Source organism: Falsigemmobacter intermedius (assembly GCF_004054105.1).
GTDB lineage: Bacteria > Pseudomonadota > Alphaproteobacteria > Rhodobacterales > Rhodobacteraceae > Wagnerdoeblera > Wagnerdoeblera intermedia.
In genome coordinates, this window is record NZ_SBLC01000024.1 from 312 (window position 1) to 15538 (window position 15227).

At 63.0% G+C, this 15227-nt stretch carries 13 protein-coding genes; 8 read left to right on the forward strand and 5 right to left on the reverse strand.

Annotated elements, in window-relative coordinates:
• Window positions 1-82 precede the first annotated feature (82 nt).
• A complete protein-coding gene (locus EP867_RS14250) occupies window positions 83-1363 on the reverse strand; it encodes a Na+/H+ antiporter NhaA (RefSeq protein WP_128490157.1) in 1281 nt (426 codons plus the stop codon).
• Window positions 1364-1591: 228 nt separating this feature from the next.
• Between EP867_RS14250 and EP867_RS14255 the strand changes: the two genes are divergently transcribed.
• Both EP867_RS14255 and EP867_RS14260 read left to right on the forward strand, forming a co-directional pair.
• Window positions 1592-3400, forward strand: a complete 1809-nt coding sequence (locus EP867_RS14255) for an adenine deaminase (protein ID WP_128490158.1) — start codon at window positions 1592-1594, stop codon at window positions 3398-3400.
• Window positions 3401-3719: 319 nt separating this feature from the next.
• Window positions 3720-4691: a Bug family tripartite tricarboxylate transporter substrate binding protein gene (locus EP867_RS14260; protein WP_128490159.1), complete on the forward strand. Its 972-nt coding sequence runs from the start codon at window positions 3720-3722 to the stop codon at window positions 4689-4691.
• 160 nt (window positions 4692-4851) lie between these two features.
• Here EP867_RS14260 and EP867_RS14265 read toward each other — a convergent pair whose 3' ends face one another.
• The 4 genes from EP867_RS14265 to EP867_RS14280 form a co-directional block, all read right to left on the reverse strand.
• Window positions 4852-5640, reverse strand: coding sequence for an SDR family NAD(P)-dependent oxidoreductase (locus tag EP867_RS14265; protein WP_128490160.1), 789 nt, complete (start codon window positions 5638-5640; stop codon window positions 4852-4854).
• 103 nt (window positions 5641-5743) lie between these two features.
• Window positions 5744-6559, reverse strand: a complete 816-nt coding sequence (locus EP867_RS14270; RefSeq protein WP_128490161.1) for a 3-deoxy-manno-octulosonate cytidylyltransferase — start codon at window positions 6557-6559, stop codon at window positions 5744-5746.
• Between the two features lie 3 nt (window positions 6560-6562).
• Window positions 6563-7390 carry a 3-deoxy-8-phosphooctulonate synthase gene (kdsA, locus tag EP867_RS14275; RefSeq protein WP_128490162.1) on the reverse strand — a complete coding sequence of 276 codons (828 nt, stop codon included), beginning with the start codon at window positions 7388-7390 and terminating at the stop codon, window positions 6563-6565.
• 19 nt (window positions 7391-7409) lie between these two features.
• Window positions 7410-8381: a KpsF/GutQ family sugar-phosphate isomerase gene (locus EP867_RS14280; protein WP_128490163.1), complete on the reverse strand. Its 972-nt coding sequence runs from the start codon at window positions 8379-8381 to the stop codon at window positions 7410-7412.
• Between the two features lie 191 nt (window positions 8382-8572).
• Here EP867_RS14280 and EP867_RS14285 point away from each other — a divergent pair, with 191 nt between their 5' ends.
• From EP867_RS14285 to EP867_RS14310, 6 genes are read left to right on the forward strand one after another with little or no spacing between them, the layout of a single operon-like run.
• Window positions 8573-9613, forward strand: coding sequence for an N-acetylneuraminate synthase family protein (locus EP867_RS14285; RefSeq protein WP_174722335.1), 1041 nt, complete (start codon window positions 8573-8575; stop codon window positions 9611-9613).
• The gene (locus tag EP867_RS14290; protein ID WP_128490164.1) at window positions 9610-10380 is read left to right on the forward strand and encodes a glycosyltransferase family 25 protein; all 771 of its coding nucleotides are present in this window, start codon (window positions 9610-9612) and stop codon (window positions 10378-10380) included. Before EP867_RS14285 ends, EP867_RS14290 begins: the two co-directional genes overlap by 4 nt.
• Window positions 10381-10385: 5 nt before the next feature.
• Window positions 10386-11561: a rhamnan synthesis F family protein gene (locus EP867_RS14295; protein ID WP_128490165.1), complete on the forward strand. Its 1176-nt coding sequence runs from the start codon at window positions 10386-10388 to the stop codon at window positions 11559-11561.
• Window positions 11558-12682: a UDP-N-acetylglucosamine 2-epimerase gene (gene neuC, locus EP867_RS14300; protein WP_128490166.1), complete on the forward strand. Its 1125-nt coding sequence runs from the start codon at window positions 11558-11560 to the stop codon at window positions 12680-12682. Before EP867_RS14295 ends, neuC begins: the two co-directional genes overlap by 4 nt.
• Window positions 12679-13920, forward strand: a complete 1242-nt coding sequence (locus tag EP867_RS14305; protein WP_128490167.1) for a 3-deoxy-D-manno-octulosonic acid transferase — start codon at window positions 12679-12681, stop codon at window positions 13918-13920. Before neuC ends, EP867_RS14305 begins: the two co-directional genes overlap by 4 nt.
• Entirely contained in the window at window positions 13917-15185 is a 1269-nt protein-coding gene (locus tag EP867_RS14310; protein WP_128490168.1) for a 3-deoxy-D-manno-octulosonic acid transferase, read from the forward strand. Before EP867_RS14305 ends, EP867_RS14310 begins: the two co-directional genes overlap by 4 nt.
• Window positions 15186-15227: the final 42 nt, after the last annotated feature.

Genomic DNA, 15227 nt, shown 5'->3' on the forward strand with positions numbered 1-15227 from the left:
CGTTGCTAGTGGTCAAAGAAAAGGCGCGGCAGACCGGCTGCCGCGCCTTTGAAATTTGTCGTTTGAGACAAACCTGCCCGTCTCAGTGCTTCTTCTGAACGCCGAAGATCGGGCCTGCAATCAGGGCCAGAATGGCGGCGCCAAAGGAGAAAAGAGCGCCCATTTTCGCTGCGGCCTGCACCGGGATATCGCCGAGCATAACCTCGGCATCGAATGCGACGGAGGCCACGAAAAGTGCCACGGTGAAGCCGATCGCTGCAACGAATCCCATAACCGGCAGATCGTTCAGACGCATCCCCTCAGGCAGGCCGAGACGCATCGGCACGGCCGCCAGCCAGCCAAAGAAGGTGATCCCCAGCGGTTTGCCGATCACCAGCGCCAGCAGAACGATCCAGGTCGGGGAGCCGATGGCCGAGAACTCCACCCCTGCATTGAGCAGCCCGAAGAGGAACAAAACCACCTGCACGGGGGCTTTGATGCCATGCTCGATGGTGTTGAGCAGATCGGTCTGATGCGCTTCGTCTTCTGCGAAGATGCCAAAGCCGCGGTCGGCATGGGGGATGGTCACCACCACCGGCAAAAGACCAAGCGCGGGGTGAATACCGGCTTCCTGAAAGGCGTACCAGCTGATGGCCCCGGCCAGGGCATAGGGCCAGAAGCTCAGCTTCTCACGCACCCAGGTCGAGTTGGGACGCGCCTGGTTGCCGCGGTCCAGGCGACGCGGCAGCCAGTTGGCCAGCATGAAGACCGCAAGCGCTGCTCCGGCAGAGACCAGCAGCCATTCGGGTGCCAGCGGGGCAGAGGGGTAGAAGAGCGCAAGGATGATCAGACCCACCGCATCGTCAGCAATGGCCAGGAGCAGCAGGAAGCCCACTGCCGGATGGCCCGCACCAAAAACCAGTCGCCCGACCAGATAGGCAAAGGCGATATCCGTCGCCGTAGGCACGGCCCAGCCACCGGCCACCGCCGAGAAGGTTGCCGCCCCCATCATCGCCGCGAGGGCCAGATAGACGGCCACCGGGCCCAATACGCCGCCCGCCGTGGCAATCAGCGGCGTCAGGGCCTTTTTGCCGCGCAGCGAACCCTCGTCCAGGATGATCGCCTCCCAGACCTCTTTGGCCGCAATGGCGAAGAAGAAGGCCATCAGCAGATCATTGACCAGATAGTGCAGGGTCAGTGTGCGATGAGTGATTACCCCCTCAGCGCTGAAATTCGGCGCACCGATCGGCGCGTTGTCCCAGAGGACCAGGTGGACAAGATGGTGATAGCTGTCATGAGCCGTATTGGCCCAGATCAGCGCAATGACCGCACCGCCGATCAGCATCAGCGAATAGGTCGTGATAATATTCCAGATCCGGTACACGCGGCCTCCTGCGGGATGTAACAGTGACACCCGGGTAGCGGATCAGCCTGAACCGGGCAAGATCAAGCCTGCCAGCAGAAGGGCCTCTCTTCCGTCGTTCCGCCTCTGACCAAAGGGAGGATCTTTCGAAGGAGAGGCCCTTCGGGCATTTTCTCCGGGCCCCGCTCTGTCCGTAAGCCGCGCTGAGGTGTATGGCTGCGTCGTAATTGCCTGAACCGGAGCAGAGCCATGACGCGTCCCGTGACCCGCTTTTCCACCGCCCCTCTTTGGCAGATGACCCGCCAGCTTGCTGCTGTGGCCGGTGGCCGCGCAGCGGCCGATCTGGTCATCACCGATGCGCGGATCCTTTCGACCTATACCGACCGTATTTCCGGCCCCAAAGAGATCTGGCTCTCGGGCGGCCGCATTGCGGCGGTGAAAGAGCTCGGCGCGCATCGCGCCGCCCCCGCCCCGAATGCCGTCTATGACGCGAAGGGCGGCATCCTCGCCCCGGGTCTTGTCGATCCGCATATCCACATCGAAAGCTCGATGATCACCGCCTGCGCCTATGCCGAAGGCGCGCTGCTGAACGGCACCACCACGATCTTCTGCGACAGCCATGAGATCGGCAACGTCATGGATGTGGCCGGTGTGGAAGCCATGCTCGAAGACGCGCGCCTTGCGCCGATGTCGATCTTCCTGACCGTGCCCTCGACCGTCCCCGCCACCTCACCCGAGCTGGAAACCGCAGGCGGCGATCTGACGCCCGAGAAAATCGGCGCGCTCTTTGATGCCTGGCCCGAGGCCGTGGCCCTTGGCGAGAAGATGGATTTCGTGCCGGTCGTCATGGGCGATCCGCGCAGCCATGCCATCATCGCCGAAAGCCTGAAGCGTGGCCGCCCGGTCTCGGGCCACGTCTATGGTCGTGAGTTCATTCCGGGCTATGCGGCCTCCGGCGTGACTGACACCCATGAGGCGATCGACCGTGACATCGCCAATGATATGGCTGATGCCGGCATCTGGGTTTTCCTGCGCGGCGGCAATCCTTCCACCCCCTGGAACTCGATCGCTGAGGCCATTGGCGCGATCACCAAAGACGGTGCCTCCCCCAAGCGCTTTTGCGTCTGCACCGATGACCGCGACGCCGATGACCTGCTGACCTTCGGTCAGGACTGGGTCGTGCGCGAGGCGATCCGCCTTGGCATGGCCCCCGCCACCGCCTGGGCCATGGGCTCGCTGCATGGCGCGACGCGCTTTGGCATGGACGGCGACTTCGGCGCACTCGGCGGCGGCCGCCGCGCTGATGTGATTCTGCTCAACGACGATCTGAAGGTGCAGAACACCTGGTACGGCGGTGAGCTGATGGTCGAGGGCGGCAAAATCACCCCGCTCCTCGATCACTGCCTTGAGAGCCGCTATACCTATCCCAAAGCCGCCTATCAGACGGTGAAACTGCCCGCCGCCCGCAAACTGCTGCCTGAGCTGCCCGCAGGTCCGGTCACCGTCAATGCCATCGGGATTGAGATGCCCGGCATCGCTCTGCCGCACCGCAAAGTGCCGGTGACCCCGGGCAAAGACTGGGCCGAAACCCTGGCCGCCCACAGCCTCACCCATGTCGCCGTGATTGAGCGTCACGGTAAATCGGACGGCAATATCGCCCATGGCTTCCTGCATGACTTCACCCTGAAGGCCGGTGCGGTGGCCTCCTCGGTCGGCCATGACAGCCACAACATCATCGTGGCAGGCCTCAATGAGGCCGATATGCAACTCGCCGTGGCCGAGATTGAGAAACATCAGGGCGGCATCGCCGTGGTGCGCGACGGTGAAGTCAAAGCCTTCGTGGCGCTGCCGGTGGCGGGGCTGATGTCCGACAAGCGCGTGCATGAGGTGGCCGAGGAAACCCGCGCCCTCAAAGCCGCCTGGGAAGAGGCGGGCTGCGCGATCCCCTATATGGGCTTCAACCTGATCCCGCTCTCGGTGATCCCGGAAATCCGCATCACCGACAAAGGTCTCGTGACGGTGCCGCAAATGGCCATCGTGCCGACCTTTGAGGCCTGAGCAGCATAAAGATTCGGTCCCCGACAGGCCCGGGGCAACCCGGGCCTGTCTCTCTGCCGCTCCTGCCGCTTTTTCCTGCAGAATTCACCCTGCGCCGCGCAAAAATTTCCGTGACTGAGACACAACCCGCAGCCACAGGTGACCCCACGTCGCAGGTGCTGAAGGGGAACGCCTGTGGTTCCGCGCCGGATTTTGCGGGAAATAATTCCACGCTGCGGGATTTATGACCTGAGGTGCAGGACTGTTCTGCAATCCGGTCGCTATACCGCTTTGAAATCTCCCGATAACCTCGCCGGACTGAGATCTGGGAGGATCCCTCATGAATATTCAACGTCGCGCCATCCTGGGTGGCCTCTCCGCGCTTGCCGCCCTGCCGCTCACCTCGCGCATGGCGCTGGCCTCGAACGATCCGATCACGCTGATCGTGCCCTATTCGGCCGGCAGCGGCATCGACGGCATTTCGCGCGTGCTCGCAGACGGCCTCTCGAAAGAGCTTGGCCGCTCGTTCCTCGTCGACAACAAGCCGGGTGCCAATGGCATCATCGGCGCGCAATATGTGGCGGGCAGCAAACAGCCCAACAACACGCTCTTCGTCGGCGGCACCGGCCCGCTCTCGCTGAACGTGCTGATGCGCAAAAGCGTGCCCTTCAAACTCGAAGACTTCAAATCGGTCTCGTATATCTCGAACGGCCCGCTGGCCGTCACCGTGCCGACCTCTTCGGGCCTCAACACTTTCGAAGAGTTTGTGGCCCGCGCAAAATCGAGCGAGAAACCCCTGCGCTTCGGCACCTTCGGCCCCGGCTCGCTCAGCCAGGTCTTCGGCGCGATCCTGCAGCAGGAATTTGGCTTCAAACTGACCGAAGTCTCCTACAAAGCCACCTCGGAAGAGGTCCGCGACATCCTCGGCGGCCAGGTCGATTTCACCGTCTCCTCGCCGCTCGGCGTGCTCGGCCAGATCCAGGCCGGCACCATGAAGATGCTCGCTCTCGCCCGCGATGAGCGCATGGAGCGTCTCTCGGATGTGCCGACCTTCAAAGAGCTGGGCTATCCGCAGATCACCACCTCCTTCTGGACCGGCATCTTCGCCCCCAAAGGCATGGATGACGCGCTGGTCACCCAGATCAACGCCGCCCTCGACAAGGTGCTCGAGCAGCCCTCGACCCTCGAGTTCCTCGACAAAATCGGCCAGTTCAAAGTCGGCGGCGCGCCCTCCGTCATGGACGACCAGCTTGCCGCTGACAAAGAGCAGTTCGGCGCCGTCATCGAGGCCCGGGGCCTGAAACTCGACTGATCCCGGCAGACCTCCGCAAAGCCGCGCCCTCCCCGGCGCGGCTTTGTGCTGTCCGCGTCTCAGACAAACAAAAGCCGCAGATCCCGCCTGCGGCTTTGGCTTTTTCAAAAATACTCACGGGGGTCCGGGGGCCGTCAGCCCCCGGCGCCTGCCGCCAGGCTCACCCTTTGTGGTAGGGGCGCGGGATATGGCTCATCAGCGTCTGCGAAAAGCCGCCGTCCACGATGATCTCAGCCCCGTTCACATAGGCCGCCCGGGCGGAGGAGAGATAAACCACCGCATCGGCCAGATCTTTCGGATCGCCCACCCGGCGCAGCGGCACCACGTCTTCGCGGCGTTTGCGGTCTGCCGGATCTTGATAAAAATGCTTCGTGAGCGGCGTCACAAAAAGCCCGGGGCTCACCGAGTTCACCCGCACGCCCTCCGGCCCCCATTCCAACGCCATCTGCTGGCTCAGCATCAGGATCGCAGCCTTCCCGGTGGCATAGCCGCCCGAATTGAGTTGCGCATTGCGCCCGGCGATTGAGGCGATATTCACGATCGAGCCCGCGCCTTCCGGTCGCTGCGCCAGATAGACCTGCGCACAGAGCAGATAGCCGCCGACATTGACCTGCATCTGCCGCTCAAAGGCTGCAGGCTCCAGCGCCTTCAGCGGCGCAGGGTTCGACATGGCCGCGTTATTGACCAGCAGATCCACCGCGCCAAACGCCTCGCGCCCAAGGGCAAAAGCCGTTTCCAACGAGACCCGGTCGCTGACATCCGCGGCAGCAAAGCGCACCTTCAGCCCGGCAAATTCCGCCATGGCAGCCGTTTCATCGGCAGGCGCGCGGTCGATCAGCAGAACCTGACAGCCCGCCTCCAGAAACGCCCGCGTGATGGCACGGCCAAGGCCGCCCAATGCTCCGGTGACAGCCACGGTCTTTCCCGCCAGTCCCAGCCAGTCGCTCATCAGATCCTCCCGAAAGTGAAACGCTCCGGGGCCTTTCAGACCCCGGAGCGCGTCGCGGTTCAATAAAGGAATCCGGCGATCTGACCTGCGCAGAGCGCGGGGATCACTCCATTCCCATCCGCGCCAGATAGCTCTCAATCAGCGGCACATCGGAGGGGTTGTTCAGTTCCCAGAACGCCGCTCCAGGGGCCGAAACCTCAACCGTGCGGATCGGATGGCCGTTTTCCAGGAAGCGCAGCTGCTCCAGCCCCTCAAGGGTCTCGAGCGGCCCCGGCTCCCAGGCCATATAGGCCGCCAGCGCTTCCGGGCGATAGGCGTAAAGCCCGACGTGATGAAAAACCGGCACCTCGCCGTTCACCACGCCTTTGCCATTGGTGAAGGGAATGACCTCTTTCGAGAAGTAAAGCGCCTGGCCCACCCGGTTCGAGACCACCGTGGTCGCACCCACGCGGCCATTGGCACGGTCATTGATGAAATTCTGCACGGCCTCGGCGTCACAGCGCAGCACCGGGGTCGCCATCTGGCATTCCGGCTCGTCGATCATGGTGCGGATCAGCGCGGTGACGAAATGCGGCGGGGTCAGCGGCGCATCGCCCTGCAGGTTTACCACAATCTTCGGGGCGATGCCTGCGTTCTTCAGCGCCTCAGAAACCCGCTCGGTCCCGTTGCGGCAGCTTTCAGAGGTCATGATGACTTCAGCGCCGATCCGCTTGGCCTCATCGGCGATGCGATGGTCGTCCGTTGCCACATAAAGGGCAACATCGCCGCCGAAATCCGCAACCGCCTTACGCCCGGCCATGACCGAGCGTTCCAAAAGCGTCCGCGACACCCCTGACGCCCCCTTCAGGGTTGCCAGCGGCTTCGCCGGATAACGGGTTGAGGCATAGCGGGCGGGAATGATGATCGCGATATCAGACATGGCTCAGATCCCCTTCGCCAGGGCGTCAAAGGCGCGCAGATTAGCAATCAGAGCGCCCATCTGCTCAATCGGGATCATATTCGGCCCGTCCGAGGGCGCATTATCCGGATCCTCGTGGGTCTCAATAAAGAGGGCCGAAACACCTACCGCACAGGCCGCCCGCGCCAGAACAGGCGCAAATTCGCGCTGCCCGCCCGATGAGCCGCCAAGCCCGCCGGGTTGCTGCACCGAATGGGTGGCGTCAAAGACCACCGGCCAGCCGGTCGCGGCCATGGTCGGCAGGCCACGGAAATCGGTGACAAGCGTGTTATAGCCAAACGAAGTCCCGCGCTCGCAAAGCATGATATTGCGGTTGCCGGTGCTTTCGACCTTTTCCGCCACGTTCTTCATATCCCAGGGCGCAAGGAACTGGCCCTTTTTGATATTGATCGCGCGGCCGGTCTCGCCTGCGGCCAGCAGAAGATCGGTCTGACGGCAGAGAAAGGCCGGGATCTGCAGCACTTCGCAAACCTCTGCCGCCGGGGCGCAATGCGAGGGCTCATGCACATCGGTCAGCACCGGCACGCCGAACTCATCGCGGATGCGCGCAAGGATCTCGAGGCCCTTTTCCATCCCCAGACCGCGCTGGGTTTTGATGGAAGAGCGGTTGGCCTTGTCGTAGCTCGCCTTGAAGATGAACTTCGTGCCGGTGGGGGCGCAGGCTTCCAGGATCCGCTCGCACATCATGCGGGCGTGCTCATGGCTTTCCAGCTGGCAGGGGCCGGTGATCAGCGCGATGGGGTTTTGTCCGCCGATGGCGATATCGCGGATCCGGACGATCTCTTGGGTCATGGGTGTTTCCTGTCAGGGCTCACGCAACGCCTGCGCGCAGGCAGTCATGGATATGGAGGATGCCGAGCGGTTTTGCATCCGCATCGGTGGCAAAAAGCGCGGTGATCTTGCGGGCATTCATCACCGCCAGCGCTTCCGCCGCAAGCTGGCCGGGGCTGACGGTGACCGGGCTTCTGGTGGCCACTTCACCGGCGCTGAGATCAAAAAGCCCCGTGATATTGCGCCGCAGGTCGCCGTCAGAGATGACGCCGCACAGCCGCCCCGCCTCATCCAGAACGCCCGCAATGCCGTAGCCCCGCGCCGTCATCTCCAGGATCACCTCCTGCATGGGGGTGGCTTTTGTGACCAGCGGCAGCGGCTCTTCGCGGTGCATCAGCTGCGCCACCGTGGCCAGACGCGCGCCGAGTTTGCCGCCCGGGTGATAGGTGCGGAACTGATCGGGCCGGAAGGCACGCGCCTCCATCAGCGCCACGGCCAGCGCATCGCCAAGCGCCAGGGTCAGCGTGGTCGAAGTGGTGGGGGCCATGCCGATAGAGCAGGCCTCGGGTGCGTCAGGCAGCAGAAGGCGCAGGGTGGCAGCCGTCATCAGTGTGCTGCCTGCAACCCGGCTGATCCCGATGATCGGGATGGAGAACCGCTTACAATGCGCAATCAGATCGCCCAGCTCAGAGGTTTCCCCTGAGTTTGAGATCATCAGGCAAAGATCATCGGGCGTCACCATGCCCAGGTCGCCGTGGCTCGCCTCGGCGGGGTGCACAAAGAACGAGGGCGTCCCGGTCGAGGCGAGGGTGGCCGCGATCTTCTTGCCGATATGGCCCGATTTCCCCATGCCCGAGACGATGAGCCGGCCTTTTGCGTTCAGGATCGTCTGCACGGCAGCGGCGAAATCGCCCGGCAGCTCTGCTGCCAGCCGCTCCAGCGCTGCGGCTTCCACCCGCAGCACGCGCTGCGCGACACCGCGCGAGGCCGTTTCCGGATCGGTTCCCGACATGTTCTGATCCTTTCTGAGCGCAGCCCGTTTCCCTTTGATCTACCTCAGGCGGGAGCCGGAGGCGAGGGTCGGCTGTTTTCCTTATATCGGGTTTCCGCCTGCGCAGGGGAAGGGGCAGGGGGTCTTCTTGACAGCCAGGGCGTCATGGGGCAGCAGAAATCCGACAGGTTCACAGGCTCCGGGAGAGTGAAATGCCCCGCAATATCACCATCGCAGGCCGCGGCATCGGCCCGGACTTTCCGCCGCTCGTCATTGCCGAGATCGGCATCAACCACGGCGGTGATCTTTCGGTCGCCAAAGAGATGGCCCGTCTGGCCGCGCTGGCCGGCTGTGAGATGATCAAGCATCAGACCCATATCATCGAAGATGAGATGACGGATGAGGCGAAGTCGATCTTCCCGCCGAATGCCGATGTCTCGATCTGGGATGTGATGGCGGGCTGCGCGCTGAGCCTCGAAGATGAGGCTGAGCTGAAGCGGTATTGCGAAGAGCTGGGGATGATCTGGATCTCGACGCCGTTTTCGCGCGCGGCCTGTGACTTCCTCGAAACCCTTGACGTTCCGGCCTATAAGATCGGCTCGGGTGAGGCGGATAACCTGCCGCTCATCCGCCACATCGCACGCAAGGGCAAACCGGTGATCCTGTCGACCGGCATGCAGACCATCGACTCGGTCCGCGCCTCTGTGCAGATCCTGGAAGATGCGGGCGTTGACTATGCGCTGCTCGAATGCACCAATCTTTACCCCTCGCCGCCGGAAATCGTTTCGCTGAAAGGCGTGACCGATCTGAAAGAGGCTTTCCCCAATGCGGTTGTGGGCTTCTCGGACCATTCGATCGGGCCGGAGATGGCGCTGGCTTCGGTGGCGCTGGGCGCCTGCATTCTGGAGCGTCACTACACCGACACCCGCTACCGCAAGGGCCCCGATATCATCAATTCGATGGACCCCTCGGAACTGCGCCACCTCGTGGACCGCTCGAAAGAGATCTGGATCGCGGCCAATAACCCCAAGCAACGCACCGCGCCGGAAGAAGACGTCTACCGCTTCGCCCGTGGCTCGGTCGTGGCTGATAAGGACCTGCCCGAAGGCCATGTCATCACCGAGGCCGATATCTGGGCGCGCCGCCCCGGCTCGGGCGAAATCCCGGCCTTTGAGTTTGACCTGGTGGTGGGGAAGCGCCTGACCCGCGCGGTGACCCGTAACACCCAGCTGAAGTGGGCGGATCTGGCGTGAGCAAAGACCTGACGCGGCTGGCCGCCTGGTATATCAACCTCGACCGCTCGACAGACCGCCGCGATGCGATGGAGGCGCAGCTTGCCGCGCTCAATCTGCCTTTTGCGGTCACGCGGTTTTCGGGCGTTGATGGCCGGGCTGACGCGTCACTGGCCGGGCGCTTCGTTGATGCGTCCGCCTTCCGGCGTCAGATGGGGCGTGAGATTCTGCCCGGCGAGATCGGTGTGTTCCTGTCGCATCTGCGCGTCTGGGAGGCCTTTCTTGCCTCTGACGCCGAAGTGGCGCTGGTCATGGAGGATGATGTGGTCTTCCATGACGATTTCAAATCCGCCCTTGAGGTGGCTTTGTCGCAGCAGCCGCGCTGGGATATGCTGAAGCTGAACAAGATCCGCGCGAAGGTGCCGGTGACTCAGTTCCGCGCTGAGGGGTATGACTTCAACCTCTATATTGGTCCGGCGACGGGCTTTGGTGCTTATCTGATCACCCGCGATCTGGCGCAGAAGCTGGTGGGCCGTGTACTGCCGATCCGGCTTCCGGTTGATTATGAGGCGACGCGTTGGTGGGCGCATGATTTCCGTTTGCTTGGGCTTGAACCCTTTCCCAGCCATGTCGATGACGGCGGCGTCAGCACCATCAACGGGCGCAACTTCGAGGCGGTGAAAAAGCCGCCAAAGCATAAGCGCTGGCGCAATTATGCCATGCGTGGTGGGAATTACGGGCGCAGGCTGGCCATGATGCTGAAACTCAAACTGCTGAAGCGGATCTGAACGTCATGGCTCTGCCCTTTTGGAAAGTGAAGCGCGAGCTGAAGCGTCTGGCTTTTCAGCTGCAGGATCTGCCGCGCCGTCTGCAGAACCTGCCGGCAGTACTGCGCCATGATAAGACGCTGGCTGAGTATGAAGCGGGTTTTGATCAGGCCATCCGTTTGATTCCGGGGGCAGCGCCGATCGGCCCGAAGGTGGCTCTTCTGGTCATTTACCAGCCCGGCGGCCTTCCGCCCTCGGTCCTTCACACCATAGGTTACCTGACCCGCCACGGCTATGCAGTGCTGGCGGTTCTGAACACTCCGCTGCCTGAGGGCGATCTTGCGCGGCTGACGTCGCTCTGCTGGCGCGTGCTTGAGAGGCCGAATTTTGGTTATGACTTTGGCGGCTACCGCGACGGGTTGCGCATTCTGAGCCGCGAAGGTGTGACTGCCGAGCGGCTGATCATCATGAACGACAGCGTCTGGTTCCCTTTTCAGGGCGATCCGCTGTCGCAGCTGGAAGCGATGCTGGAGGCGGAGGGGCTTGATGCTGTGGGTCTCAACCAGGACCAGAAACTGCGGCGCGATGCCAGCGGTGCTGAGAGCTTTGAGACCCGCCAGCTCGAGTCCTATTTCTTCCTCTTTTCCGGAGAGGCAATCCACAGCGAGCCGTTTCAGGCGTTCTGGCAGAGCTATCGGATGTCGAGCGACAAATCTTATACCATCAAACATGGTGAGGTGGGCTTCTCGTCATATCTGATGGAGCGCGGCCTGCGCCTGAAGGGCATGATCCGTCGGCAGGAATTTCTGGAAGCAATGGAAGCGGCAGCTGTCGAGGATCTGCGTCTCGCCCTCGATTACGCTGCCTATGCCGATGAAACCTATGCCCGCGACGGTGCGGCGCTCCTGGCCTCTTATGACGGATCGTCTGACTGGCGTGTGAAGGCGCTGGCCCATGTGAGAACCGTTGCTCTGCGTCGGCCTTTCAATGTGGGCTTCCCGCTTGCGGCGGATCGTCTTTTCGGAACAGCCTATGTGAAGAAAAACTCGCAGGCCTTTTTCCACCGGATGCGCATGCAAATTCTTCGTGGCATCGACAACGGGCTGATCGCGCCGCCACCGCCTGAACTTCTGTCGGAGTTCAGAGCAATGGTTGAAACCTATGAGCGCAATCCTCCCGCCAATGCGGAGCGTACTCTTTGACCCGTAAAATCCTCTTTCTCACCGGCACCCGGGCTGATTTCGGCAAACTGGAGCCGCTGGCGGCGGCGGCGCGTGATGCGGGCCATGAGGTCAGCTTCTTTGTCACCGGCATGCATATGATGGAGCGCTACGGCCTGACTCGGCTGGAAGTGGAGCGGATGCCGGGCGTCAAAAGCCACGGTTTTCTGAACCAGCGGCCCGGCGATCCGCAGGATGTCATCCTGGCGAAAACGGTGATCGGATTTTCCGATTACATCGCTGAACATCGCCCCGATCTGATCGTCATTCATGGCGACCGGATTGAGGCGGTGGCGGGCGCCATGGTCTCGGCCACCAATTACATCCGCTCGGCGCATATTGAAGGCGGTGAGGTCTCGGGCACCATTGATGAGGTCTTCCGCCACTGCTGCACCAAGCTTTGCACCCATCACTTCGTATCGTCCGAGCTGGCGAAGCGGCGGGTGATGTCGCTGGGCGAGCCGGAGGATGTGATCCATGTCATCGGCTCACCCGAACTGGATTTCCACGCCCGCCCTTCAGGGGTGACGCTCGCGGAGGTGAAGGCGCGGTATGCCATTCCCTTTGAGGAGTTCGGCATTGCGATCTTCCATCCGGTGACCTCTGAGCAGGCCACCATGGGGGCACAGGCGGAGGCGCTTTTCGGCGCCCTGGTCGACTCGCGGCGCAATTTCGTGGTGATTGCGCCGAACAACGATCCCGGCTCTGACGGGATTTTCCGGGTGCTGAAGGATCTGCCGGAAGAGCGTTTCCGGGTGCTGCCCTCCATGCGTTTTGCGCATTTCTCGGAACTGATGAAAAACGCAGCCTGCATGGTCGGAAACAGCTCTGCCGGGGTGCGCGAAGCGCCCTTCTTGGGGCTGCCCTCGCTTGATGTCGGCACGCGGCAGTCAAACCGCTCGGAAGCCGGGTCGGTGACTTCGGTGAAAGCCTCTGACCGCGGGACCATCCTTGGGTTTCTGACCAATGAATGGGGCAGAAACCACGGCCGCGATGCGGGCTTTGGTGAGGGGCTGGCCTCGGATCAGTTCCTGAAAGTGCTGAATGATCCGGAGTTCTGGACCCGTTCGCTGCAAAAGGCCTTTGAGGACCACTCAGTATGAGCCTGCAGCTTGCGGCCTATCTTGCGGCCTCGCGCCTTCTGCCGCTGATCGCGCCGAAGCTTCTGACCCGTCGTCTGGCGAAGGGCAAAGAAGACGGCGCACGCTGGCGCGAGAAGCTGGGTGAACCCACTTTGCCCCGCCCGGATGCGCCGGTGATCTGGCTGCATGCGGTGGGGGTGGGCGAAGTTCTGGCGCTGCGCGGACTGATCGTGCAGCTGGCCGATCTGCGCCCGGATGTGGAGTTTCTGGTGACCTCGACCGCGCGGTCTTCGGCGGAAGTGATGGGCGGGCAGTTGCCGCGCCGCACCCGCCACCAGTTTCTGCCCGTCGATGCGCCGCAGTATCTGGCGAAGTTTCTTGACCACTGGAAACCCTGCCTCTCGATCTGGGCTGAGCAGGACCTCTGGCCTGGTGCTGTCGTGGCCGCCGATCGGGCGGGGATACCGCTGGCCATGGTCAATGCGCGGATGAATGATGCGGCCTTCACGCGCCGCGAAAAGGCGAAAAGCCTTTACGGCAATCTTCTCAAGCGCTTCCGGCTGATCACGGCTCAGGATGCGATCACCGCGGCCAATCTGAAAAAGCTCGGCGCACGGGAGGTGGAGGTGACCGGCTCGCTGAAATCTGCAGCCCCGCCGCTGGCCGCCGATAAAACCGCGCTGGAGACCGCCCGGCTCGCGCTTGAGGGGCGCAGCCCCTGGCTGCTGGCCTCTTCGCATGAGACGGATGAGGCGCTTGCCCTGAAGGCCCAGGCGCAGCTTTTTGCTGAGGATCCGTCGCGGCTTCTGGTCATCGCGCCGCGTGATCCGCACCGCGCTGGTGAGATTTCGGCTGCGGCCCGCGCCATGGGCCTGACCGTGGCGCAGCGCTCAAAAGGTGAGGGGCCGGGGCAGGCGGCGGTCTGGATTGCCGATACCTTTGGCGAGTTGGGCCTGTGGTATCGTCTGATCCCCGTGGCGCTGATCGGGGGCACCTTCTGCAAAATCGAAGGCCATAACCCCTGGGAGCCGCTGGCGCTTGGGGCGGCGGTCCTGCATGGGCCGCGCACGGCGAATTTCGCGGCTGACTTCGCGCAGCTTGATGTCTCGGGTGCGGCGCTTCCGGTGACGGAAGAGAACCTGGTCGCGGCGCTTCGGGCAGATCACACGGCGCAGCGCTCGCGGGCCTCGCAGATCGTGCATGCGGCGCGGGGCAGTCTGCGGCCGCTGGCGCGCGATCTTCTGGATCTGGTGAAATGATGCGGGCGTTTTTGCTGTTCTGGTCCGCACTCTGGACCGTCTCTCTGCCGCTGATCCGGGGCTATCTGCGCAAACGGGCGAAGAAGGACCCGCTTTACGCGCAGCACCTGCCAGAGCGGTTTGGCCGCTATGAAAACCCGCGCAAGGGGGCAGTCTGGTTCCATGCCGTCAGCCTTGGAGAAGTGCGTTCAGCGGTGCCGCTGATGCGCGCCATGCTGGAGGCGGGAGAGCATCTGCTGATCACCTGTTTCACCCCCGCCGGACGGCGCGAGGCAGAAAAGGTTTTCGCCGGTGAGGCGGTGCAGGTGGTCTGGGTGCCGCTGGAACTGGAGCGCTGTTTTAAACGCTTTTTTCAGGCTTTCGCCCCCAAACTCGGCCTTGTGATGGAGGTTGAGATCTGGCCGCGCATGGTGCAGTCGGCCCGCGACCATGGTGTGCCGCTGTTGATGTGCAACGCGGGCTATCCGCTGAACTCAATGATGCGCGACCGGGGCTTCCCGCTGCGCCCTGCCGTGATGCGCCGCTTTGCCGGGGCGCTGGTGAAGTCAGAGCTGCAGCGCGAGCGCTTTCGCGAGGTGGGGGTTGAGCCGATTTTCGTGACCGGTGAGTTGCGCTTCGATCAGCCGATCCCGCCCGCGCATTTGGAAAAAGGCGCAGCGGCGCTTGCGGCGCTGGTCAGGGGGCGTCCGGTGATTGGTCTCGCCTCAATCGTTGAGGGCGAGGAGGAGCTGATCCTCTCAGCCATCGCGCGGGCGCTGACGGAACTGACGCCGCGCCCGCTGATCGTGCTGGTGCCGCGCGCGCCTGAGCGTTTTGCCCCGGTGGCAGAGGCGCTGACGAAAATGGGCGTCAATTTCGCCCGTCGCTCAGAGCTTTTCGACAAAGATCTGACCCTGAAAGCCCCGGCAGACATCGATCTGCTGCTGGGGGACAGCATCGGCGAGATGTATTTCTACCTCTCGATGACGGATCGTGTGCTGGTGGGCGGCGGCTTCACCCCCAAAGGCTCGCACAACATCATTGAGCCGCTGGCCTTGGGTAAACCCGTGGTCGTCGGCCCCGATATCTCCACCATCGAATATCCGGCCGTTGAGGCGATCCGCGCCGGCGTCTGCCTGCAGGTCGGCCCCGAACAGGTGCTGCGTGCCTTCAGCGCTGAGGGCTGGGCAGGACCTACGCCCGATCAGATCACAGCCTTCCTGGCAGAGCACTCAGGCGGCACCCGCCGCGCCATGGAAGCGCTGCATCCCTGGCTTCAAAAATGAAAAAGCCCCCGGCAGATCGCTCTGCCGGGGGCTTTTCGCCTC

What these genes read in the sequence shown, in the direction of transcription:
- EP867_RS14255 (WP_128490158.1), top strand. Translation starts at nt 1,592, where the DNA reads ATGACGCGTCCCGTGACCCGCTTTTCCACCGCCCCTCTTTGGCAGATG.
- EP867_RS14260 (WP_128490159.1), top strand. Translation starts at nt 3,720, where the DNA reads ATGAATATTCAACGTCGCGCCATCCTGGGTGGCCTCTCCGCGCTTGCC.
- EP867_RS14265 (WP_128490160.1), bottom strand. Translation starts at nt 5,640, where the DNA reads ATGAGCGACTGGCTGGGACTGGCGGGAAAGACCGTGGCTGTCACCGGA.
- EP867_RS14270 (WP_128490161.1), bottom strand. Translation starts at nt 6,559, where the DNA reads ATGTCTGATATCGCGATCATCATTCCCGCCCGCTATGCCTCAACCCGT.
- kdsA (WP_128490162.1), bottom strand. Translation starts at nt 7,390, where the DNA reads ATGACCCAAGAGATCGTCCGGATCCGCGATATCGCCATCGGCGGACAA.
- EP867_RS14280 (WP_128490163.1), bottom strand. Translation starts at nt 8,381, where the DNA reads ATGTCGGGAACCGATCCGGAAACGGCCTCGCGCGGTGTCGCGCAGCGC.
- EP867_RS14285 (WP_174722335.1), top strand. Translation starts at nt 8,573, where the DNA reads ATGCCCCGCAATATCACCATCGCAGGCCGCGGCATCGGCCCGGACTTT.
- EP867_RS14295 (WP_128490165.1), top strand. Translation starts at nt 10,386, where the DNA reads ATGGCTCTGCCCTTTTGGAAAGTGAAGCGCGAGCTGAAGCGTCTGGCT.
- EP867_RS14305 (WP_128490167.1), top strand. Translation starts at nt 12,679, where the DNA reads ATGAGCCTGCAGCTTGCGGCCTATCTTGCGGCCTCGCGCCTTCTGCCG.
- EP867_RS14310 (WP_128490168.1), top strand. Translation starts at nt 13,917, where the DNA reads ATGATGCGGGCGTTTTTGCTGTTCTGGTCCGCACTCTGGACCGTCTCT.